Origin of the sequence: Thiohalorhabdus denitrificans (assembly GCF_001399755.1) — a bacterium.
GTDB lineage: Bacteria > Pseudomonadota > Gammaproteobacteria > Thiohalorhabdales > Thiohalorhabdaceae > Thiohalorhabdus > Thiohalorhabdus denitrificans.
Genome location: NZ_LJCP01000014.1, coordinates 229,050 through 250,146, shown reverse-complemented (window position 1 = coordinate 250,146; position 21,097 = coordinate 229,050). Strand labels below are relative to the sequence as shown.

Genomic DNA, 21,097 nt, shown 5'->3' with positions numbered 1-21,097 from the left:
GCAGGCGAAGAGGGTTGCCAGCGGTGAGCAAGGGGCCCCACGGCCTCAGGCGTATTCTGAGGAGGGGTGGTCCCGCGGTTCTGGAGGAAATCCATGTGGCGCCGCAGGCCGGGGCGCCCATGCACCGGGTGGACAAGGTCGAGGTGGGGGGCTCCGGCCTGGCGGGGGACCGCTACGCCACGGGGCAGGGGTATTGGCGGGCCACCGATGCCTGCCCGGTTACCCTGATCCGCGCCGAGGACCTGGAGCGTATCCAGCGTCGCACGGGGCTCTCCCTGGGGCTCGGTGAGCACCGCCGCAATCTGGTGGTACGCGGCCTGCGCGGGCGTGATCTGGAGGCGGGGCGGCTGCGGATCGGCACGGCCCTGTTCGCGCTTCAGGGCGCCCGTCCTCCCTGCGGCCACCTGGAGCAGCTCACCGAGCCGGGGATGGCCCGGGCCCTGCGCGGCCACAGCGGGGTGTGTCTGGGGGTGCTGCAACCCGGGGAGATCGGCCCCGGGGATGTGGTGAAAGTGGAGGGGTGAGCGCTTAGCACTGAGGGGGCCTGGCAAGCCCTGGAGCAATGGGGGAGAGTGGGAAAGTACCACCCTCCATGGAGCGTTGCCGATATGCCCTACCTCGCCCTGATCCGCCACGGCGAGAGCCAGTGGAACCTGGAGAATCGGTTTACCGGCTGGACGGATGTGGATCTCTCCGAGAAAGGGGTGCAGCAATCCCGGGAAGCCGGCCGCCGGCTGCACGGCGGCGGCTACACCTTCGACCTCGCCTTTACCTCTTACCTGCGGCGGGCCATCCGCACCCTCTGGCTGGTCCAGGACCACATGGACCGCATGTGGATACCGGATTTGAAGGACTGGCGCCTCAACGAGCGCCACTACGGGGCCCTGCAGGGGGAGAACAAGGCGGCCTTCGAGCAGCTCTACGGGGCCGAGCAGCTCCACCAGTGGCGGCGCTCCTACGCCGTGCGGCCCCCCTTGCTGGAGCCCGACGATCCCCGCCATGCCCGCTTCGAGGCCAAGTACGCACACCTCGATGTCGGGCAGATCCCCGCCTCCGAATCCCTGGCCGATACCGTCCACCGGGTGCTGCCCTGCTGGCGGGAGCGGATCCGGCCGCGCCTGCTGGCCGGCGACGACGTGCTGGTGGCCGCCCACGGCAACAGCCTGCGCGGGCTGGTGAAGTACCTGGAGGGCATCTCCGACGAGGACATCCCGCACCTTAATATCCCTCTGGCCGTGCCGCGGGTCTATGAGCTTGCCGAGGACGGGGCCATCCGGCGCCGTTTCTACCTGCGTCCGGAGGGCGAGGAGGCGGTTTGAGGGGTTGGGGCCGTTCGGCGGTCCGGTCCGGGATGCTATAGTTCCGGACACCGGAGATTGGCCAGGGAGGTGACATGACGGACATAACCATCTACCACAACTCCCGCTGCACCAAGAGCCGCCAGACCCTGGAGCTGCTCGGGGAGGAGGGCGTGGAGCCGGTGGTGGTCGACTACCAGAAGACCCCGCCCCCGGCGGAGGAGCTGGACCGGATCTGCGCCATGCTGGGGAAGGAGCCCCTGGAGATCACCCGCACCCAGGAGAAGCTCTTCAAGGAGCTCGGGCTGTCCAAGCAGGACGACCGCTCCCGCGAGGAATGGCTCCGGATCCTCACCGAGAACCCCAAGCTCATCGAGCGGCCCATCGTGGTCCACGGGGAGCGCGCGGCCATCGGCCGCCCGCCCGAAAGCGTCCGGTCGATTCTCTAGCGGCCCGGTGCCCGGAACCGGTGCCCGGAAGGGGCGTCAGCCGATGAGGTTGGCGATGATGATCAGGGCGATGGCGATTCCGATGAGGCCGCCCAGGACGGCGGCCAGGTTCTTGACCATTTGGCGGTCCTCGAAATGCATCATGGCTGGCTCCTCCCCGGTGCGGTGGCGGGGCTCCGGGCCGCCTGGGCCCGGGGTGCGGGTGTGGTTCTCCCTCTAAAGATTCAGATTTAATGCAACAAAAGCAGTTCCCCGAGCGGATAGGGACCGCGGGTGCTCAAGGTGCACTGTTCAGGATAAGGAATTCGCAGGGAGGAAGCATGGATCTCGAAGGCTTCAAGGCCACCCTGGCGGACGATGGCCCCCCGGAAGAGGTGGGGCGTCCCTTGCAGGCCCTCTGGTGGGAGGCCCAGGGGGATTGGGAGGGCGCCCATCGGCTGGCCCAGGCCGAACCCAACCGCGACGGGGCCTGGGTCCACGCCTACCTGCACCGCAAGGAGGGCGACCTGGGTAACGCCCAGTACTGGTACAGCCGGGCGGCCCGGACCATGGCCGGCGAATCCCTGGACCGGGAATGGGAGGAGATCGCCGCCGCCCTGCTGGGCGAGCGTGGCTAGCCGCCCGGCCTGCCCGGATCCCGGACCGGGGGCGGGAACGGACCGTTCCGGGCCCGCCTCCCCCCAGCGAGGATGACCATGAGCACTCGGGGCTCCTACCCCAACGTCGACGCCCTGCCGGAGGTGGTCCCGGTCTTTCCCCTGACCGGCGTGATCCTGCTGCCCGGCGTGCGGCTCCCCCTCAACGTCTTCGAGCCCCGCTACCTGGCCATGGTGGACGCCGCCCTCGCCGGGGACCGGGTGATCGGCATGATCCAGCCCGCCGTCACCGGGGCGGAGGAAGAAGCCACCAATCCCGACCTGTCGCGGGTGGGCTGCCTGGGTCGCCTCACCGCCTTCAACGAGACCGAGGACGGGCGCTACCTCATCACCCTGGCCGGGGTGTGCCGCTTCGCCGTGTCGGAGGAGGCGGAGGTGGGCACGCCTTTCCGGCAGGTACACCCCGACTGGGCCCACTATGCCGGGGACCTGGAGGCCGCGCCGGAGCCGGATCTGGACCGGCGGCGCCTGTTCGGCGCCCTGGAGACCTACCTGGAGCGGAAATCCCTGGAGGTGGACTGGGAGACCCTGGAGGACGCGGGGGCCGAGGCCCTGGTCAACACCCTGGCGGTGATGCTGCCCATGGGCGCCCGGGAGAAGCAGGGGCTGCTCCTGGCGGAGACCCTCAACCAGCGGGCGCAGCTGCTGCTCACCCTGCTGGAGATGGACCGCGCGCGGGGTGGGGAGGACGATTCCGACACACCCTTGCAGTAGGGGATACGGTCGTGGACGCCTACTTGGGCCTTGCAGGACATTTCGAGGAACTGGCCGCACTGGATCATATTCACGGCGTCCTCGACTGGGACCGGCGGGTGGTAATGCCGGCCGGCGCGGCGGAGGAGCGCGCCCGGGCCCAGGCGGCAGTGGCCCGGTGGCGGCGGGCGCGGCTCGCCGACCCGCGCGTAGCCGCGTGGCTGGCCGCCGTGGAGCCCGCCTCCCTGGAGCCGGATCAGGCGGCCAACCTTCGGGAGATGAAGCGGCTCCACCGCAGGGCGGCGGCGGTATCGGAGGAGCAGACCGGCGCCCTGGCGGATGCTGCCGCCCGGAGTGAATCGGCCTGGGAGGCCTGTCGTCCGGCGGGCGACTGGGCCGCCTTCCGGCCGTACCTGGAGGAGGTGGTGGCCCGGGTGCAGGAGCAGGCCGCCGCCCTGGCTGAAGCAGAGGAAAGCACCCCCTACGGCGCCCTGCTAGCCGGCTTCCAGCCGGGCCTGACCGCCGAACGGGCGGAGGCGCTTCTGAGGGAGGTGGACAGCTTCCTGCCGGATTTGGTGGCGCGGGCGCGGACGGCCGGGGGCGGGGAAGAGGCGCCGGCAGCCGGCGGCCCCTTCCCGCAGGCCGCCCAGGAGCGGCTGGCCCGTAAGGCCGCCGAGCTGCTCGGCTACGATTTCCAGCATGGCCGGCTGGATACGGCGGCCCATCCTTTCACGGGCGGCGCGCCGGGCGATGTGCGCATCACTACCCGCTACGAGGAGCGGGATTTTGCTCCCGGCCTGCTGGCGGCGGTCCACGAGGCCGGTCACGCCCTCTACGAGCAGCACCTGCCCGCGGCGTGGCGCCGGCAGCCGGCGGGCCGGGCGCGGGGCATGGCGGTCCACGAGGGCCAGAGCCTGTTCATGGAGAAGCAGGTGGGTCTGCACCCTGGCTTCCTCGGCCTCGTGGCTGGCTGGCTCGACGAGGCCTTTCCCGGGGCGGAAGAGCGCCCGGCATGGGCGGGGCCGGCCCTGTACCGGCGCCTGACCCGCGTGGAGCCAGGTCTGATCCGGGTCGATGCCGACGAGGGCACCTACCCCCTCCATATCCGCCTGCGCCACGAGCTGGAACAGGCCCTCATCGGCAGGGAGCTGGCGGTGTCCGATCTGCCCGAGGCCTGGGAGGCCGGCATGCAGGAGCGACTCGGGGTGCGTCCCCAGGGCGATCACCGCAACGGTGTAATGCAGGATCCGCACTGGGCGGCGGGGCTATTCGGCTATTTCCCCTGCTATACCCTAGGCGCCTTGATTGCGGCGCAGCTCATGGAAGCCTTGCGGACTGACCTGCCCGGACTGGATGAGCAGTTGGCCGAGGGTGAGCCGGGGCCGTTGCGGAATTGGCTGGAGCAGCGGGTCTGGCTCCGGGGAAGCCTCCCGGAGTTCGAGGGGCTGCTCCGGGAGGCTACGGGCAAGCCGCTGGGTGTCGAGGCCTTCCGAACACATCTGGAGGGCCGGTACCTGCGGGAAGCGTTGTAGGCACTCGGGGCGGAGGAGGCCGTCGCTCCTACCGGGCAATGGGGCCTCGGCCGCTCCTACTGCTCTTCGAGCTTGGCCAGCTCCTCCAGGATGCCGTCCACCAGCTGGCGGCCCTGCTCCCCCATGCCGCGGGTGAGCCGGCCGCGGTCCCGTTCGCCGTTGATCATGGGGCGGATGATGGCGGAGAGGCGGGTCATGTCGCCGCCGGCCTGGTACATCTGCTCGGCCATCTGCGCCGCCCACTGCAAAGCCTCGCTCTGGCCCGTGCCCGCGGCGTGGATGATGGAAGCCAGGCCGCTCGCGGCCATGGCGGGATCCGCGCCCGCCTGCGGGTCGGGCAGGGTGGAGGGGTCCTGGATGCCCCGCAGGATGGCGTCCACCACCACCCGGTCCTCGTCATCGAGGCCGTGCATGAGGTCCTCGCCGCGGGCGCCGGCGAGGATGCGACGGACGGCCACCACGAGCTGGACCCAGCCGTTGTTCTCGGCCTGGTCCAGCACCTCTTCCAGATCCGGCACCTGGCCGCGGTCGTGGCTGGCCAGGACAACGCGGTGGATCAGGCCCGCGTGGGCGTGGACGATCTGCTCATCGCGTTCGGGCAGGGAAGCCATGGCGTCTCCTTTGGCGAAAACCGATTATTCTACACCGCGCCGGCCCCGGCGAGCCCGGCGCAAATTGCGCCCGTCGCCAGTTCGAGTTAGCCTTTTCCCCCTGATTGCCGCGCGAATACAGCCGCCGCCCCGGTGTAGCCCACGCCGGGGCGGCGGGTCATGGTGAAAGCAGACGGGGTGCGAGGCTCGATGGCGTACGACAAGATCCAGGTACCGGAAGACGGCGAACCCATTACCCGGGGCGGGGACGGGCAGTGGCACATCCCCGACACGCCCATCCTGCCCTACATCGAGGGCGACGGCATCGGCGCGGACATCACGCCGGCCATGCGCCAGGTGGTGGACGGGGCCGTGGAGCGGGCCTACGGCGGCCAGCGGCAGATCCGCTGGATGGAGATCTTCGCCGGTGAGAAGGCGGTGGCCACCTACGGCAACAATACCTGGCTGCCCGACGAGACCCTGCAGGTCCTCCGCGACTATCGGGTCGCCATCAAAGGCCCCCTGACCACCCCGGTGGGCGGCGGCTTCCGCAGCCTGAACGTCACCCTGCGCCAGGAGCTCGACCTCTACGTCTGCCTGCGCCCGGTGCGCTACTTCAACGGCACCCCCTCGCCGCTGAAGAAGCCCGAGACGGTGGACATGGTCATCTTCCGCGAGAACTCCGAGGACATCTACGCCGGCATCGAATGGCCGGCAGGCTCCCCGGACGCGCGCAAGCTGATCAAGTTCCTGCGCGAGGAGATGGGCGTCAAGAGCATCCGCTTCCCCGAGACCTCCGGCATCGGCATCAAGCCCGTGTCCGAGGAGGGCACCAAGCGTCTGGTGCGCAAGGCCATCGAGTACGCCCTGGACAACAACCGCCAGTCGGTGACCCTGGTGCACAAGGGCAACATCATGAAGTTCACCGAGGGCGCCTTCAAACAGTGGGGCTACGAGGTGGCGGAGGAGGAGTTCGGCGACCGCACCTTCACCTGGCGGGAGTACGAGGCCATCCGCGACCGGGACGGCGCCGAGGCCGCCGACGCCGCCTGGGACGCCGCTGAGGAGGAAGGGCGCATCCTGATCAAGGACGCCATCGCCGACAACTTCCTGCAGCAGATCCTGCTGCGGCCGGCGGAGTACGACGTCATCGCCACCATGAACCTCAACGGCGACTACATCTCCGACGCCCTGGCGGCGGAGGTGGGGGGCATCGGCATCGCGCCGGGCGGCAACCTCTCCGACGACTACGCCATGTTCGAGGCCACCCACGGCACGGCCCCCAGCCACGCCGGCCAGGACAAGGCCAATCCCGGCTCGCTGATCCTGTCCGCCGAGATGATGCTGCGCTTCCTCGGCTGGACCGATGCCGCCGACCTGATCATCAAGGGCATGGAGGGGGCCATCTCCAACAAGACGGTCACCTACGACTTCGAGCGGCAGATGCCCGAGGCCACCCTGCTGTCCACCTCCGAGTTCGGCCGGGCGGTGGTGGACAACATGTAGCGGCGTTCCGGGCCGCGCGTGGCGGAGGATCTGGGCACCCGGGTGCTCGGCCGGCGCCTGCGCCTGCGGCGCGTGGTGGGCTGGGTGCGCGCCGGTGAGGGCGCCCCGGAGGGGGGCTTCCTGCTGGACACCGGCTCCCGCCACCTGCCGGTCCGGGCTCCCGATGCCGTCCCCCGGGAGGGACAGCGCCTGACCCTGGTGGCGGCCTACCGCGGCGGGCGTCGCGCCTGGGCCCTATGGCACGACCCCGGTTCCGGGCACCATGGCTGGATGGACCGCCCCCTTGCCTTGGTCCGCCGGCTGGGTCTGGCCTGGCGCTTCGGAACCGTCGCGGACCTGGTGGTGGCGGCCGTCCTGGTCTGGGCGGTGGCCGTGCGGTCCCTGCGCTTTCCCACCCTCTACGACGGGGGCGCCGCCCTGCTGGGGGAGGGGCCCGTGGAGGCGGTGCTGGGAGCGGTGTTCGGGTTCTTCCACGGGATCGATCGCCTCCTGGTGCGGCTCGAATGGATGAGGGCCTACGATCGGGTGTTCGATTACCCGGTATGGCTGGGGGCCGGCGTGGTCCTGGCCTACGCCGCGGTCAAGCTCGGCCTGGTGGGTCTGTCCCTGCTATACGCCGCCCTGCGGCTCCGCCGTTCCGCCCGCCGGCTCGTCGGGGCGGCGCGCTAATGGAGCAAGCCGATGCATCTCCCCAAGATCGCCATGATCGGCGCCGGGCAGGTGGGCTCCACCGCCGCCCACCTGATCGCCAAGAAGGAGCTGGGCAACCTGGTGCTCCTGGACATCGACGCCGGCATGGCCCAGGGCAAGGCCCTGGACATCGCCGAGGCGGGGCCGGTGGACGGCTTCGACGTGGCCGTCACCGGCACCGACGACTACGCCGAGATCGCTGGTTCGGAAGTGGTGGTGATCACCGCCGGCCTGGCGCGCAAGCCCGGCATGGACCGCGCCGAGCTCCTGCGCAATAACGTGGAGATCGTGGCCGGCATCGCCCGTGAGGTGGCCCGGCACGCCCCCGAGGCCTACGTCATCGTGGTCACCAACCCCCTAGACGCCATGGTGTGCACGGTGAAGGAGGTCACGGGCTTCCCCGCCCACCGCGTAATGGGCATGGCCGGGGTGCTGGACTCGGCCCGCATGCGCCGCTTCATCGCCGAGGAACTGGGGGTCTCCGGCAAGGACGTCACCGCCATGGTGCTGGGCGGGCACGGCGACCGCATGGTGCCGGTGCGCGGCAGCTCCACGGTGGGCGGCATCCCCATCACCGAGCTGCTGCCCGCCGACCGGCTGGACGCCATCGTCGAGCGCACCCGCCACGGCGGCGGCGAGGTGGTGGAGCTGCTCAAGACCGGCTCCGCCTACTACGCGCCGGGCGCGAGCATCACCGAGATGGTGGAGTCCATCGTCCGCGACCAGGGCCGCATCCGGCCGGTGGCCGCCCACCTCCAGGGGGAGTACGGCGTGTCCGACCTCTACATCGGCGTGCCCGCGATTATCGGCGCCGGCGGCGTGGAGCGCGTTGTGGAGATCCGCCTCACCCAGGCGGAGCGGGAGCAGTTCGACGCCTCGGTGGAGGCGGTGCGCAACCTGATCGCCGAGGCCCGCGCGGCGAGACAGTCCTAGGAAAGGGCCGACCCGGTTATGCTGATCCATGAGTACCAAGCCAAGGCCATCCTGGAGGAGCACGGCGTGCCCGTGCCCGCGGGGCGGCCCGCATTCACCGTGGCGGAGGCGGTGGACGCCGCCGAGCACCTGGGCGGCGAGCGCTGGGCGGTGAAGGCCCAGATCCACGCCGGCGGCCGGGGCAAGGCGGGCGGCGTGCAGCTCGCCGATTCCATGGACGAGGTGCGCGACCGGGCCGAGGGCCTGCTGGAGCAGACCCTGGTCACCGAGCAGACGGGGAGCAAGGGTCGCCTGGTGCGCCGGCTGCTGGTGGAGAAGGCCTACGGCTTCACCCAGGAGTTCTACGTGGGCGCGGTGGTGGACCGCCACGTGGATTCCATCGTCTTCATGGCCTCCAGCGAGGGCGGGGTGGAGATCGAAGAGGTGGCCCGCACCCACCCCGAGAAGATCCTCAAGGTGGCCGTGGATCCCGCCGTGGGCCTGCAGCCCTTCCAGGCGCGCAAGCTGGGCTTCGGCCTGGGCATGGACTGGGCCCAGGTGCGGCAGTTCACCAAGATTCTCATGGCCCTGTACCGGGCCTTCGTGGAGCGGGACGCCTCGCTGGTGGAGCTCAATCCCCTGGTGGTCACCGACGGCGGCGATCTGCTGGCCCTGGACGCCAAGTTCAACCTCGACGACAACGGCCTGATCCGCCACAAGGACCTGACCGAGCTGCGCGACCCCAACGAGGAGGAGCCCAAGGAGCACGAGGCCACCGCCCACGGGCTCAACTACATCGCCCTGGAGGGCAACATCGGCTGCATGGTCAACGGCGCCGGCCTGGCCATGGCCACCATGGACATCATCAAGCTCTACGGCGGCGAGCCGGCCAACTTCCTGGACGTGGGCGGCGGCACCTCGGTGGAGCGGGTAACGGCGGCCTTCAAGATCCTGCTCTCCGACGAGAACGTGGAGGCGATCCTCATCAACATCTTCGGCGGCATCGTGCGCTGCGATGTGATCGCCGAGGGCATCATCGCCGCCGTGCAGGAGGTGGCCATCAACGTGCCGCTGGTGGTGCGGTTGGAGGGCACCAACGTGGACCAGGGCCGCAAGTTGCTGGAGGACAGCGGTCTGGACCTGATCACCGCCACCACCCTGGCGGACGCGGCGGAGAAGGCGGTGACCGCCGGAAAGGGCGCGGCATGAGCATCCTGGTGGACAAGGACAGCAAGGTCATCTGCCAGGGCTTCACGGGGGAGCAGGGCACCTTCCACTCCCGGCAGGCCCTGGAGTACGGCACCCGCATGGTGGGCGGCGTCACCCCCGGCAAGGGCGGGCAGACGCACCTCGACCTGCCGGTGTTCGACACCGTGGAGCAGGCGGTGCGGGATACGGGAGCGTCCGTCTCCATGCAGTACGTGCCCGCCGCCATGGCCGCTGATGCCGTCATGGAGGCGGCGGACGCCGGCATCGAGCTGGTGGTAACCATCACCGAGGGCATTCCGGTGCTCGACATGATGCGGGTGAAGGCCTACCTCAAGGACCGCCCCACGCGCCTGATCGGCCCCAACTGCCCCGGCGTGATTACCCCCGGGCAGAGCAAGGTGGGCATCATGCCCGCGGCCATCCACACCCCCGGTGGCGTGGGGGTGGTGTCCCGGTCCGGCACGCTCACCTACGAGGCGGTCTACCAGACCACCCAGCTCGGCCTCGGCCAGTCCACCTGCGTGGGCATCGGCGGCGATCCCATCAGCGGCTCCGACTTCGTGGACATGCTGGCCCAGTTCGAGGCCGACCCGCAGACCGAGGCAGTGATCATGGTGGGCGAGATCGGCGGCACCGCCGAGGAGGAGGCCGCCGAGTTCGTGCGCGATCGCATGACCAAGCCGGTGGTGGGCTATATCGCCGGCATGACCGCCCCGCCGGGCCGGCGCATGGGCCACGCCGGGGCGGTGATCTCCGGCGGCAAGGGCACGGCCGAGGAGAAGTTCGCCGCCATGGAGGCCGCCGGCATCACCGTTGCCCGCTCCCCGGCGGAGATCGGCCAGCGGGCCAAGGAGGCCCTGGAGGGCACGGCCTAGGCCGGCTGGGACCCGTTGGAGCCCGCTTCAGCGGGCGAGTGCTTGAGCCGGCTTGGATGCCGGAACCGGATCGCCCGCTAAAGCGGGCTCCTACGGGGGATGTTCCCAGGTCGCGGCGAGGACGCCGCTCCTACAATTGATTTTGTCGTCCGATTGGAGCCACCTGTGACCGACCGTCCCCTGCGCATCGCCCTGGCCCAGATCGACCCCGTGGTGGGCGATCTGGAGGGGAACGTGAACCGCATCTTGGGCGCCGTGGAGGGGGCCCGGGAGGCGGGGGCGGACGTGGTGGTGACCCCCGAGCTCGCCGTAACCGGCTACCCGCCCCAGGACCTGCTGCTGCGCCAGCAGTTCGTGGCGGATTGCGCGGCGGCCCTGGACCGCCTGCTGGGCCAGGTGCAGGACGTGGACCTGGTGGTGGGCCATCCCGAGCCGGCGGACGAGGGGCTGTTCAACAGCGCCAGCTGGGTCCGGAACGGAGCGGTGGTGGCCCGCTACCGCAAGCGCCTGCTGCCCAACTACGGGGTCTTCGACGAGAAGCGCTACTTCCACACCGGCACCGCGCCCTGCGTGGTGGAGGTGGCCGGGGTGCCGGTGGGGGTCACCATCTGCGAGGACGCCTGGGCGAAGGACGGCCCCATGTCCGAGGCCGTCGGGGCCGGGGCCCGCATCCTGGTGAACCTCAACGCCTCCCCCTACGACTACACCAAGCTGCACCGCCGGGAGCGGGAGATCGGGGACCGCGCCCGGGAGGTGGGCGTGCCCATCGCCTACGTGAACCTGGTGGGCGGCCAGGACGAGCTGGTGTTCGACGGCGCTTCCTTCGCGGTAGACGCCGGGGGGGACGTGGTGGACCGTGCCCCGACCTTCGAGCCCGGGCTGCGGATCACCGAGTGGAACCGCACGGACCACGCCCTGCAGCCCGCCGCCCGGGCGGTGCTCCCCTCGGAGGGGCTGGAGGAGGGGGTCCACGGGGCCCTGACCACGGGCATCCGGGACTATGTGGACAAGAACGGCTTCCCCGGGGTGGTGGTGGGCCTGTCCGGGGGCATCGACTCCGCCCTCACCCTGTCCCTGGCGGTGGAGGCCCTGGGCCCCGAGCGGGTGGAGGCGGTGTTCATGCCCTCGCGCTACACCGCGGACATGTCCGGACAGGATTCCCGCAAGCTCGCCGCCAACCTGGGCATCCCCCTGCACGAGCTGCCCATCGACGGCATCCATCAGTCCTTTTTCGAAACCCTGCGGCAGGAGTTCGCCTCCGAGCCCCACGGGGTCACTGCCGAGAACATCCAGGCACGCTCCCGGGGCATCCTGCTCATGGCCATCTCCAACGAGAAGGGGCTCATGGTGCTCGCCACGGGCAACAAGAGCGAGATGTCCATGGGCTACGCCACCCTCTACGGGGACATGGTGGGCGGTTTCTCGGCCCTCAAGGATGTGCCCAAGACCCTGGTCTACCGGATTGCCCGGCACATCAACCGGGACGGCGAGGTGATTCCCTGGCGCATCATCGAGCGCCCGCCCTCCGCCGAGCTGGCCCCCGACCAGAAGGATTCCGACACCCTGCCGCCCTACGAGGTGCTCGACGACATCCTCTACGCCTACGTGGAGGAGGACCTTTCCCCGGCGACCATCGCCGCGCGCGGCTACGACGAGACCCTGGTGCGCCAGGTGCTGAACCGGGTGGAGAACAACGAGTACAAGCGGCGCCAGGCGCCGCCCGGGGTGCGCATCAGCCCGCGGGGCCTCGGAACCGACCGGCGCTACCCGATCACGAACAAGTATCGGTTCTGAACAGCGGGGGAACCGCCAAGGATGCCAAGGACGCCAAGAAGACCAAAAAGAAGAAGACCTCTTATGACTGGGCACAGAGAAGTAAAGCCTCTCCCGGCGGATGCCGGTGCATCTGTAGGAACGGCTACCAGCCGCGACCGGCGGCCCGGCAATGGCGTCGCGGTCTCGGACCGCTCCCACAAAATCCCTCCGGGAGGCCTTGGCGACTTTACCTCTGATTATCTTAGAAAATGAGCGAATTGCGGTTGGAAAGCATGTTCTAGACCGCGGCTTCCGGGTTAAGGTTCTGGATACGTATGCCGTTCTTGGCGCTCTTGGCGTTCTTGGCGGTTCGATACTTCAACAAGGGAACTACCGATGAAGAAGATCGAGGCCATCATCAAGCCGTTCAAGCTCGACGATGTGCGCGAGGCGCTCTCGGAGATGGGCATCGCCGGACTGACGGTTACCGAGGTCAAGGGCTTCGGCCGCCAGAAGGGCCATACCGAGCTCTACCGCGGGGCGGAGTACGTGGTGGACTTCCTGCCCAAGGTGAAGATCGAGGTGGTGCTGGGGGACGACATGGTGGAGCGGGCCATCGAGGCCATCATGGAGTCCGCCCGCAGCGGCAAGATCGGTGACGGCAAGATCTTCGTCAGCCCGGTGGAGCGGATCGTGCGCATCCGCACGGGCGAGGAGGACGAGCAGGCGATCTGAGGAGTCCCTGTGTATAGAGGGAGGGGGCTTCTGTAGGAGCCGCTTCAGGGGGCGGGCCGCCTGTGGCCCTCCAGGGCTATGGGCAATCGCCCACTAAAGTGGGCCCCTACGAGCGAGCCCCGTAGAAGCGACGTCCACGTCGCGGATTATCGAAGGAAGGCACCCCGGTCGCGGCGAGGACGCCGCTCCTACAAGGGCTGTAACCGGCTGCGTGGTGGGGGCCGGCCGGGCACTTTACCGGTAGGTGACCAGCTCGTTGAGCTTCCGGCGCGGCGTGGGCTCCGGGATCTCGGCGGGATAGCCGAGGGCCAGCACCGCCACCGGCCGGAGGTGGTCCTCCAGCTGCAGCAGCTCGCGCAGGGCGTCCTCCTCGAAACCGCCCGCCCAGGCCGAGCCCAGCCCCTCGGCCACGGCCGCCAGCTGGATGTAGGTGGCGGCGATGGTGGCGTCCTGGAGGGCGAACAGCGCGCGGCCCCGCTCCCCGAAGCGGGCGGCGGAGTGCTCGGGGTCCGCGCAGACCACGATGTTGACGGGGGCCTCGGCCAGGAAGCCCTCCCCGGAATGCTCCGCCAGCCGGCCGCGCAGATCGCCGTCCCGCACCACCACCAGGTGGTAGGCCTGGAGGTCGCCGGCGGAGGGCCCCGCCAGGGCCATCTCCAGCACGCCGTGCAGGGCCTCGGGCTCGATGGCGACGTCGCTCTGGTAGCGGCGGACACTGTGGCGGTGGCGGACGGTCTGGAAGAAGTCCCACATGGTGCCGGGCGTCTCCTCGTTGGCCCCGGAGGGCTCAGTTTTCCTCGGCGTCGGCGCCGAAGCGGTCGGCCACCATGGCCCGCGCCGCGGGCAGGTGGTCGCTGTCGGGAAAGTTATGGGCCAGAATGGCCAGGGTCTGCCGGGCCAGCTCCTCCAGGCGCAGCTCCGTGTAGCCGCGGGTCATCAGGCCCAGGGCCGGCTCCACCGTGGGGGTGGTGGGGTGCTCGGTCAGAACGGTGCGGGCCCGATTGGCCGCCGCCAGGAAGGCCTCCCGGTCCATGTAGAAGCGGGCCACGTGCAGGTGGTGCTCGGCCAGGACCTCATGGGCCTTGCGGATGCGGGCGTGGGCGTCGGCCACGTACTCCGATTCCGGGTACTGCCGGATGAGCTGGGTCAAGGCCTCGATGGCCTTGCGGGCGGGCTCCGGGTCGCGGTCGGCCTTGCCGATCTTCTGGTATTCGGCGATGCCCTGGAGGTAGAGGGCGTAGTCCACGTGCGGATTGCTGGGGTGCAGGCGGACGAAGCGCTCCGCCGCGTTCACCGCCGCCAGGGAGTCGCCCTTCAGGTAGTAGGCGTAGGCGGTCATGATCTGCGCCTGGAGGGCCTGCCGGCTGTAGGGATAGAGCGACTCCAGGCGCTGGTAGCTGTCCACGGCCCGGGAGTAGAGGCCCTGCTCCATGGCCGCCCGGGCCTTGGTCAGGATCTCCTCGGGAGTGTCGTCCTCCGCCACCTCCAGAATGGTGCAGCCGCCGGCGAGCAGCACTGCGGCGAGGAGGGCGGGCAGGATTCGCTTGAAACGGCGCATGGCGTACTCGTGCGACCTTGTGGGAAAGGGCGCCGCCAAGGGCGGCGGAAGCGGTCAGTTTACGAGAATCCGGTACATGGAAAAAGTGGATACCCCTGAATTCCCGGAGCAGCCGGCCCGGTCTCCGCACCGCATCCAGCTCCCCCCGGCCTGGCGCGGGGAGCGCCTGGACCGGGCCCTCACCCGCCTGTTCGGCGGCCATTCCCGGGCCGAGATCCAGGAATGGCTGGGCAGCGGGCGGGTGGAGCTGGACGGCCGCCGTCCCGCCGCCAAGACCAAGGTGGTGGGTGGCGAGTGGGTGATCGTGGACCCGCCGGAGCCCGAGCCCGACACGGAGCAGTGGCTGGCTCGTCCGGTGCCGCTGGACATCCGGCACTGCGACGACGACCTGATCGTCCTGGCCAAGGGTCCGGGCCGGGTGGTCCATCCGGCCGCGGGCCACCACGAGGACACCCTGGTGAACGGCCTGCTGTACCGCTTCCCCGAGCTGGCGGAGGTGGAGCGCGCCGGGATCGTCCACCGCCTGGACCGGGACACCTCCGGGCTGCTGGTGGTGGCCCGCACCCCCCGGGCCCGGGAGCTCCTGGTGAAGCAGTTCAAGGCCCACGCCGTGGACCGGCGCTACCTGGCCGTGGTGCAGGGGGAGATCACCAGCGGCGGCCGGGTGGACGCGCCCCTGGGCCGCCATCCCCGCCACCGCACCAAGTTCGCCGTGGTGGAGGGGGGCAAGCGGGCGGTCACCCACTATCGGGTGGAGGGCCGCTATCGGGGCGCCACCCGCATCGAGGCCCGGCTGGAGACCGGCCGCACCCACCAGGTGCGGGTGCACATGGCCCACATTGGCCATCCGGTTCTGGGCGACCCCCTGTACGGCGGCAAGCCGCGCCTTCCCCCTGGTCTGGACGAGGAAGGACGGGCCGTGGTGGCCGCCTTTCGCCGCCAGGCCCTGCACGCCGGCCGCCTTACCCTCATCCACCCCATCAGCGGACAGGAGCTCACCTGGGAGGAGCCCCCGCCCGAGGACCTGCAACGGCTCCTGACCATCCTGGAGGCCACCGCCCCATGACCACCGTCCCCGGTTTCGAGCCCCACTGGACCGCGCCCGGCAACGTGCGCACCTTCGTCACCACCCGAAGGGGCGGGGTCAGCCGGCCGCCGTACGACACCTTCAACCTGGCCCGGCACGTGGGCGACGACGCCGCGGCGGTGGCCGAGAACCGCCGGCGCCTGCGGGCGGGGCTGGATCTGCCCGCCGAGCCCGCCTGGACCACCCAGGTGCACGGCGTCCACTGCACCCGGGCCCGGGGGGAGGGGGCCGAGGACGGCGAGGCGGACGCCGGGATGGTAGCGGAGCCGGAGGCGGTCGCCGTGGTGCTCACGGCGGACTGCCTGCCGGTGGTGCTGGCCCGCGACGACGGCACCGCCGCGGCGGTGGCGCACGCCGGCTGGCGGGGGCTGGCCGGCGGCGTGGTGGAGGCGGCGGTGGGGGCCCTGGGATCCGCCGCGGATCTGCACGCCTACCTCGGCCCGGCCATCGGTCCGGAGGCCTTCGCGGTGGGGGAGGAGGTGCGCGCCGCCTTCGTGGACCAGGCGGAGGAGGACCGGCACGCCTTCCACGCCCACGGCGACCGCTGGCTCGCCAATCTGTACATCCTCGCCAGCCAGCGGCTCAAGCGCCTCGGTGTGGGCCCCCACCGCATCTCCGGGGGCGGTTTCTGCACCTTCTCCGACGCGGAACGTTTCTTCAGCCATCGCCGCGACGGCGAGACGGGCCGCATGGCCACCCTGGTCTGGCTGGAGGAGGCCTGACCCGGGCAGCCGGCCCTCCTAAGACCTGGATTCGGAGCCCGGAGCAACGGCTACCAAGGAAAGGACACCTCTTGGCCCAAACCCTGGCAATTGCCGCCGGCGGGGCATTGGGCGCCCTGCTGCGCTACTGGGTGGTGACCGGCGTCCACGGCCTGCTGGGCGCCGGCTTCCCCTACGGCACCCTGGCGGTGAACACCCTCGGCAGCCTGCTCATGGGCTTCCTGTCCGTGGTGCTGCTGGAGCGGGCGGGGATCGGCCCCGAGCTGCGGGCCGCCCTGCTGGTCGGGCTGCTGGGGTCCTTCACCACCTTCTCGAGCTTCTCCATGGAGACCCTGAACCTCCTGGAGGGCGGTGCGCGGAGCAAGGCGGCGGCCAGCGTGGCCGCCAACCTGGCCTTCTGCCTCCTCGCCGTGTGGGCCGGGGTAATCGCGGGGCGCAAGCTATGACCTACACCGACGTCACCATGGTGCGGATCTACCTCACCGAGGGCGACCGGCTCCTCCACCGCCTGCTGGGCCATCTCCACGACACCGAGCGGGTCATGGGGGTGACCGTCTTTCGGGGCACCGCCGGCTTCGGGCGCTCCGGGAAGATCCACGGCGAGGGCATCGTGGACATCGCCTTCGATCTGCCGCTGGTGGTGGAGTTCTTCGATACCCCGGAGCGGGTGGAAGAGGTGCTCGGCGGCATCGAGGGATGGCTCGGCCCGGGACATGTGGTGCAGTGGCCCGCCCGGGTGAATGCCTGAGGGGCCCGGGGGACGCCGCGGTGGGTGACCCCCGGGTTGGCGGCGTGCCTACCGCTTCACGGCCAGGGTGAGGCCGTCGGCCACGGGCAGCATGGCGAAGTCCACCCGTTCATCGGCCCTGGCCTTGTCGTTGAAGCGGCGGATGGCCTCGGTGGTGGGATCGCCGTCCCATTCGGGGTCGGCCACCCGGCCATAGCGGAGCACATTGTCCACCGCGATCAGGCCGCCCGGACGCACCAGCTCCAGACAGTATTCCCAATAGACCGGGTAGTTCTCCTTGTCGGCGTCGATGAAGGCGTAATCGAAGGTGCCCGAGCGCCCCTCGGTGGCTACCAGGGTGTCCAGGCTGCGATCCGCCTCGTCCAGGTACAGGTGCGTCTTGTGGTCCACGCCGGCCTCGGCCCAGTAGCGGCGGGCCACGTCGGTCCACTCGGGGCTGTTGTCGAGGGCCACCACCTCGCCGTCCTCGGGCAGTGCCCGGGCCACCGCCAGGGCGCTGTAGCCGGTGTAGACGCCGATCTCCAGGTATCGCCGGGCGCCGATCAGGCGGGCGAGCAGGGCCATGAAGTGGCCCTGCTCCGGGGCGATCTGCATGTTGTGCTTGGGGTCCCGGGCGGTCTCCTCGCGCAGCCGGGCGAGGATCTCCGGCTCGCTGGGGGAGTGGTCCAGCAGATATTGGTAGATTCGTTCATCCAGTCCGAAGGTCCGGTTGGACATTGGGCTTCTCCGTGAAAACTTGCATAAGCGCCCTACCTTACCCGTTCCCCGCGCGGCGAAGGAAGCCGCGGGCCGGGCCTTTCCTGGGGCGGCGTTTCAAGGGGACGGGCCATCGCCGTCCCGGTCGTCCCGATGGGTCTTGCGTCGCTCCGCCTTGTCGCGCTCCAGGAGGGCCAGGTAGCGCAGGGTGGCCACCGGCGCCAGCACGGCGGCCAGGACCACCAGGACGAGGAGGGCGATCCACAGGGATTCGGCCATGACGGCCCCTTTGGCAGGGCGGGCAAAAGGTGCATTCTGGTAAGCGGCCGGCAGCCGGAAAGGCCGCCATCCAGCCGACCTTAGCAAGGGAGGGAGCCCATGGACACATCGTTCCTGCACAAAGCCGCCGACCTTCTGCGCGGGCAGTACGGGGAGCGCACGGAATCCGGGGCGGAGATCCCGGTGCGCACCCGCGTGAGCGACGAGGAGGACATGCCCGGGGCGGCGCCCGTGGAGCCCCTCTACCCCGACCAGGCCGAGACCATCGCCGAGCTCCTCGATCAGCGCCTCGAGGCCATGGCCCAGGGGCAGCTGTACGCCTACCAGGGCCAGCCGCCCGAGGAGCTGGGCAACGCCCTCAACCTGGACGCCGGCCTCCTCCTTATCGCCCTCGACGAGACCCTCAACAGCGGGGATTCCGGCATCGAGCACCTGCGTGCGGTGATGGAGCAGTGGGGCGAGCTGCGCGGCGAGGCGCTGCCGGAGGAGGAACTGGAGGACTTCCTGGGCATGGCCTCCGAATACCTCTCGGCCTGGAAGGACTTCCCCAACCAGGAGGTCTTCCCTTTTATCCTCGCCATCGGCGCCACGGACACCTACATGCTCGCCGAGGAGGAAGAGGCCCCCGATCCGGAGCATGTGGCGGGCATCGCCGGCGCCATGATGGAGGATGCCGTGCGCTTCTACGGCGAGGTGACCCGGATCGTCGGCGCGCGCTGAGGCGCCGGCCAACCGCGCGCGGCTACGAAGCTGTCAACAGCCGCGGGCATGCTCACCCGCGGCGGGCCGGTAGGCGCCGTCCCAGTCCGCCGGCATCTCCGTGGGGTCGATGGCCTGGATGCGGTCCAGGTAGAGGTGGTACAGGGGCTCCTCGGGACTGGCCCCCAGGAGCTCCGAGAAGCGTTCCTCGGCCTCCGCCCATTCCCGCCGCCAGAAGGCTGCCAGGGCCTCCTCCAGGCGCTCCACCTCCGCCAGCAGGAGGCCGCTCGCCTCCGCGCGTGGGCAGAGCGGCTCGAAGATGGTCAGCGGGTCCTCCCGCCCCGGGACCCGGATTCGGTCCAGGCGGCGGAACAGGATTTCCCCCTCCAGCCCTTCCCGTGCCACGTCGCTGGCCACGATGGACGCCCCGTAGAGCCCGCTGAGCCCCTCCAGCCGCTCGCCGAGGTCGACCGCCTCGCCGAGCACCGTGTAGGCCGGCCGCAGCGTCGAGCCGAGGCCGCCCACCACCACGGGTCCGGAATGGAGGCCAATGCCGATCTCCAGGTCCGGCAGCCCCTTCCTCTGGAGCTGGAACTCCAGGCGCCGCGCTTCCTCCCGCATGGCCAGGGCGGCCCGGACGGCGTTGCCGGCGTGGTGGGGATCCTCCAGGGGGGCGCCCCAGAAGGCCAGGATGCGCTCCCCCAGGTACGTATCCAAGGTGCCGTGGTGGGCGAGGATCTCGCGGGTCATGGGGGTGAAAAGCTCGTCCACCAGCTCCTGCAGCTCGCTCGGGGGGAGGGTCTCCGAGAGGGGGGTGAGCCCCCGGAAACGGGCGAACAGTACCGTCAGGTCCTGGTGTTCGGCCGCCCGCCTGCGGGTGCTTCCCGGCCTCCGAACCGGGTCGTGTCGCCCCCCCAAAGTCCGCAGGCGGAGGAGGGCGGGCAGCGCGGATCCCAGGCCGGGAGCCACATTGATCAAGCCGAGGCTCACCACCAGCGCCAGGGGCAGGGCCACGGGGACGGTCCATTGCCATTGGGCCCACAGGAACAGGTTGCCGGCCACGAGCACCAGGGCCAGGGCCCCGGTGAGGGCCCATCGGGCCCAGAAACGCAGAAAGGGCAGGGCCAGGGCCAGCAGCAGACCCGCCAGGACCATGAAGGTGAGGCTGGCCCCCTCGGCCCAGCTCGGGCTGCGGGGGAAGGCCCCTTCCAGGAGCCCGCGCAGGACGTTGGCGTGCACCTCCACGCGGGGGAAGGCCGTCTCCACGGGCGTGGCCTGCGGCTCGGCGGGGCCGGGGGCCGTCGCGCCGATGAGCACCATGCGCCCCTCCACCCGCTCGGGGGGCACATCCCCGGAGAGGACCTCCGTGGCGGAGAGGTAGGGGAAGCTCCCCCGCAGCCCGCGGTAGGGGACGGGGACTTCCCCCGCGCGGCCCGTGGGGATGCGCAGGCCGGCCATGCTCAGGTGGTCCACCCTCCGTTCCGCCCCGGCGGGGGCCGTGGCCACCCGCACCTCCTCCGCCATGAGGTAGAGGCGCGCCATCTCCAGCGCCAGGGAGGGGTAGAGGGCGTCTTCCTGGGCCAACAGAAGGTGGTAGCGCCGCAGGACGCCGTCTTTGTCGGGGAAGACGGAGACGAAGCCGCCGGAGGTGGCCGCCTCTTGCAAGGGGGAGGCATTGCCCAGGTGGTGTTCCATGCGGGGGATAGCGGTTCCCGCCGGATCCTCGCGGCCGGTAACGGGCAGCGCCGGCCCGAGCTCCCCGAGGCCCGCGCCCGAGGGCGCCAGGCGGTAGCCCAGGACCGCCTCCTCCTCGGCAAGGACCGCCGCCAGCGTGCGGTCGCCGTCCAGGGCCGGGGCGGCGGCGGAGAGGGTGGCGAGGACCCGGGCCGAGGGATCCACCCCGGGGGCCGCCTCCAGATCGCGGGCGACGGCCCGGGCCGGGTTGCGCTCCGGCTCGGGGAAGGCAAGGTCCAGGCCCACCACCATGGCTCCGGCCTCGGAGAGCCGGGCGACGAGCTCCGCCAGCTTGGCCCGGGGCCAGGGCCAGCTCCCCTCGGCCTCCACGGAGGGCTCGTCGATGGCCACGATCACCACCGGCTCGCCCCCCTGGCGAGCGAAGGGCTGGATCAGGCGGAAGCGCAGGTCGTAGGCGACATGCTCCAGCCGGTCGCGCAGCTCGCGGACTTCCGGGGCCTCCGTTTGCTGGGCCCACAGGGACAGGGCGACCAGGGACAGGCCGAGCAGGATGGAAAGGTACGGCGGCTTCCGCGTGTCCCGGGCCATGCTGTCCCCCATCGGGTTTGCCGGGCCAGTATAGGCACAGACGGAGGCCGCCCAGTAGGGGGGGCGGGCATGCCCCTTGATTTTGGTAACGTTACACTCCGCATCCCCGAGACCGGCGGCGACAA

General features: G+C 70.5%; 24 protein-coding genes. 18 read left to right on the top strand and 6 right to left on the bottom strand.

What is annotated here, in order from left to right; all coding sequences use genetic code 11:
- Window positions 1–95: 95 nt before the first annotated feature.
- The 6 genes from AN478_RS12920 to AN478_RS12895 all read left to right on the top strand — a co-directional run bounded on the left by AN478_RS12920 (window position 96) and on the right by AN478_RS12895 (window position 4,628).
- Entirely contained in the window at window positions 96–524 is a 429-nt protein-coding gene (locus tag AN478_RS12920) for an MOSC domain-containing protein (RefSeq protein WP_399354628.1), read from the top strand.
- 84 nt (window positions 525–608) lie between these two features.
- Entirely contained in the window at window positions 609–1,319 is a 711-nt protein-coding gene (gpmA, locus tag AN478_RS12915) for a 2,3-diphosphoglycerate-dependent phosphoglycerate mutase (protein WP_054967024.1), read from the top strand.
- A 74-nt stretch (window positions 1,320–1,393) separates the two neighbouring features.
- Complete coding sequence (gene arsC, locus AN478_RS12910; RefSeq protein WP_054967023.1) at window positions 1,394–1,747, top strand: arsenate reductase (glutaredoxin); 354 nt, start codon at window positions 1,394–1,396, stop codon at window positions 1,745–1,747.
- Window positions 1,748–2,067: 320 nt separating this feature from the next.
- Complete coding sequence (locus tag AN478_RS12905; RefSeq protein ID WP_054967022.1) at window positions 2,068–2,364, top strand: hypothetical protein; 297 nt, start codon at window positions 2,068–2,070, stop codon at window positions 2,362–2,364.
- Window positions 2,365–2,442: 78 nt separating this feature from the next.
- Window positions 2,443–3,117, top strand: a complete 675-nt coding sequence (locus tag AN478_RS12900; protein WP_054967123.1) for an LON peptidase substrate-binding domain-containing protein — start codon at window positions 2,443–2,445, stop codon at window positions 3,115–3,117.
- A gap of 11 nt (window positions 3,118–3,128) precedes the next feature.
- A complete protein-coding gene (locus AN478_RS12895; protein ID WP_054967021.1) occupies window positions 3,129–4,628 on the top strand; it encodes a carboxypeptidase M32 in 1,500 nt (499 codons plus the stop codon).
- Window positions 4,629–4,684: 56 nt separating this feature from the next.
- Here the strand turns inward: AN478_RS12895 and AN478_RS12890 are convergent, their stop codons facing one another.
- Window positions 4,685–5,239 carry a hypothetical protein gene (locus tag AN478_RS12890; RefSeq protein ID WP_054967020.1) on the bottom strand — a complete coding sequence of 185 codons (555 nt, stop codon included), beginning with the start codon at window positions 5,237–5,239 and terminating at the stop codon, window positions 4,685–4,687.
- A gap of 189 nt (window positions 5,240–5,428) precedes the next feature.
- On the opposite strand from AN478_RS12890, the gene icd reads away from it, so the two are divergent.
- From icd to AN478_RS12855, 7 genes are all read left to right on the top strand, one after another.
- Complete coding sequence (gene icd, locus AN478_RS12885) at window positions 5,429–6,724, top strand: NADP-dependent isocitrate dehydrogenase (protein WP_054967019.1); 1,296 nt, start codon at window positions 5,429–5,431, stop codon at window positions 6,722–6,724.
- Between the two features lie 18 nt (window positions 6,725–6,742).
- Window positions 6,743–7,393: a hypothetical protein gene (locus AN478_RS12880; RefSeq protein ID WP_054967018.1), complete on the top strand. Its 651-nt coding sequence runs from the start codon at window positions 6,743–6,745 to the stop codon at window positions 7,391–7,393.
- Window positions 7,394–7,405: 12 nt separating this feature from the next.
- Window positions 7,406–8,347 (top strand): malate dehydrogenase, encoded by a 942-nt coding sequence (gene mdh, locus AN478_RS12875; RefSeq protein ID WP_054967017.1) that lies wholly within the window; start codon window positions 7,406–7,408, stop codon window positions 8,345–8,347.
- Between the two features lie 18 nt (window positions 8,348–8,365).
- The gene (gene sucC, locus AN478_RS12870; protein ID WP_054967016.1) at window positions 8,366–9,535 is read left to right on the top strand and encodes an ADP-forming succinate--CoA ligase subunit beta; all 1,170 of its coding nucleotides are present in this window, start codon (window positions 8,366–8,368) and stop codon (window positions 9,533–9,535) included.
- Window positions 9,532–10,410, top strand: a complete 879-nt coding sequence (sucD, locus tag AN478_RS12865) for a succinate--CoA ligase subunit alpha (protein ID WP_054967015.1) — start codon at window positions 9,532–9,534, stop codon at window positions 10,408–10,410. Before sucC ends, sucD begins: the two co-directional genes overlap by 4 nt.
- Window positions 10,411–10,509: 99 nt before the next feature.
- Window positions 10,510–12,204 carry an NAD+ synthase gene (locus AN478_RS12860; RefSeq protein ID WP_082433096.1) on the top strand — a complete coding sequence of 565 codons (1,695 nt, stop codon included), beginning with the start codon at window positions 10,510–10,512 and terminating at the stop codon, window positions 12,202–12,204.
- Between the two features lie 357 nt (window positions 12,205–12,561).
- Window positions 12,562–12,900, top strand: coding sequence for a P-II family nitrogen regulator (locus AN478_RS12855; protein WP_054967013.1), 339 nt, complete (start codon window positions 12,562–12,564; stop codon window positions 12,898–12,900).
- A 234-nt stretch (window positions 12,901–13,134) separates the two neighbouring features.
- On the opposite strand, the gene AN478_RS12850 is transcribed toward AN478_RS12855, so the two are convergent.
- Complete coding sequence (locus AN478_RS12850) at window positions 13,135–13,653, bottom strand: nitroreductase family protein (RefSeq protein ID WP_054967012.1); 519 nt, start codon at window positions 13,651–13,653, stop codon at window positions 13,135–13,137.
- Window positions 13,654–13,687: 34 nt separating this feature from the next.
- Window positions 13,688–14,458 (bottom strand): outer membrane protein assembly factor BamD, encoded by a 771-nt coding sequence (locus AN478_RS12845; RefSeq protein WP_054967011.1) that lies wholly within the window; start codon window positions 14,456–14,458, stop codon window positions 13,688–13,690.
- A 76-nt stretch (window positions 14,459–14,534) separates the two neighbouring features.
- Here AN478_RS12845 and AN478_RS12840 point away from each other — a divergent pair, with 76 nt between their 5' ends.
- The 4 genes from AN478_RS12840 (at window position 14,535) to AN478_RS12825 (ending at window position 17,015) form a co-directional block, all read left to right on the top strand.
- Window positions 14,535–15,524 (top strand): RluA family pseudouridine synthase, encoded by a 990-nt coding sequence (locus AN478_RS12840; RefSeq protein WP_054967010.1) that lies wholly within the window; start codon window positions 14,535–14,537, stop codon window positions 15,522–15,524.
- Window positions 15,521–16,267, top strand: a complete 747-nt coding sequence (pgeF, locus tag AN478_RS12835; RefSeq protein WP_054967009.1) for a peptidoglycan editing factor PgeF — start codon at window positions 15,521–15,523, stop codon at window positions 16,265–16,267. The genes AN478_RS12840 and pgeF overlap by 4 nt, the downstream gene beginning before the upstream one ends.
- A gap of 71 nt (window positions 16,268–16,338) precedes the next feature.
- Complete coding sequence (gene crcB / locus AN478_RS12830) at window positions 16,339–16,713, top strand: fluoride efflux transporter CrcB (protein ID WP_054967008.1); 375 nt, start codon at window positions 16,339–16,341, stop codon at window positions 16,711–16,713.
- The gene (locus tag AN478_RS12825) at window positions 16,710–17,015 is read left to right on the top strand and encodes a DUF190 domain-containing protein (protein ID WP_054967007.1); all 306 of its coding nucleotides are present in this window, start codon (window positions 16,710–16,712) and stop codon (window positions 17,013–17,015) included. The genes crcB and AN478_RS12825 overlap by 4 nt, the downstream gene beginning before the upstream one ends.
- A gap of 48 nt (window positions 17,016–17,063) precedes the next feature.
- Here AN478_RS12825 and AN478_RS12820 read toward each other — a convergent pair whose 3' ends face one another.
- Complete coding sequence (locus AN478_RS12820; protein ID WP_054967006.1) at window positions 17,064–17,732, bottom strand: class I SAM-dependent methyltransferase; 669 nt, start codon at window positions 17,730–17,732, stop codon at window positions 17,064–17,066.
- A 96-nt stretch (window positions 17,733–17,828) separates the two neighbouring features.
- The gene (locus AN478_RS14015; protein ID WP_156344098.1) at window positions 17,829–17,990 is read right to left on the bottom strand and encodes a hypothetical protein; all 162 of its coding nucleotides are present in this window, start codon (window positions 17,988–17,990) and stop codon (window positions 17,829–17,831) included.
- 99 nt (window positions 17,991–18,089) lie between these two features.
- Between AN478_RS14015 and AN478_RS12815 the strand changes: the two genes are divergently transcribed.
- Window positions 18,090–18,710 (top strand): hypothetical protein, encoded by a 621-nt coding sequence (locus AN478_RS12815; protein ID WP_054967005.1) that lies wholly within the window; start codon window positions 18,090–18,092, stop codon window positions 18,708–18,710.
- Window positions 18,711–18,743: 33 nt separating this feature from the next.
- Here the strand turns inward: AN478_RS12815 and AN478_RS12810 are convergent, their stop codons facing one another.
- Window positions 18,744–20,972: a CHASE2 domain-containing protein gene (locus AN478_RS12810; RefSeq protein WP_074471172.1), complete on the bottom strand. Its 2,229-nt coding sequence runs from the start codon at window positions 20,970–20,972 to the stop codon at window positions 18,744–18,746.
- Between the last annotated feature and the right edge of the window lie 125 nt (window positions 20,973–21,097).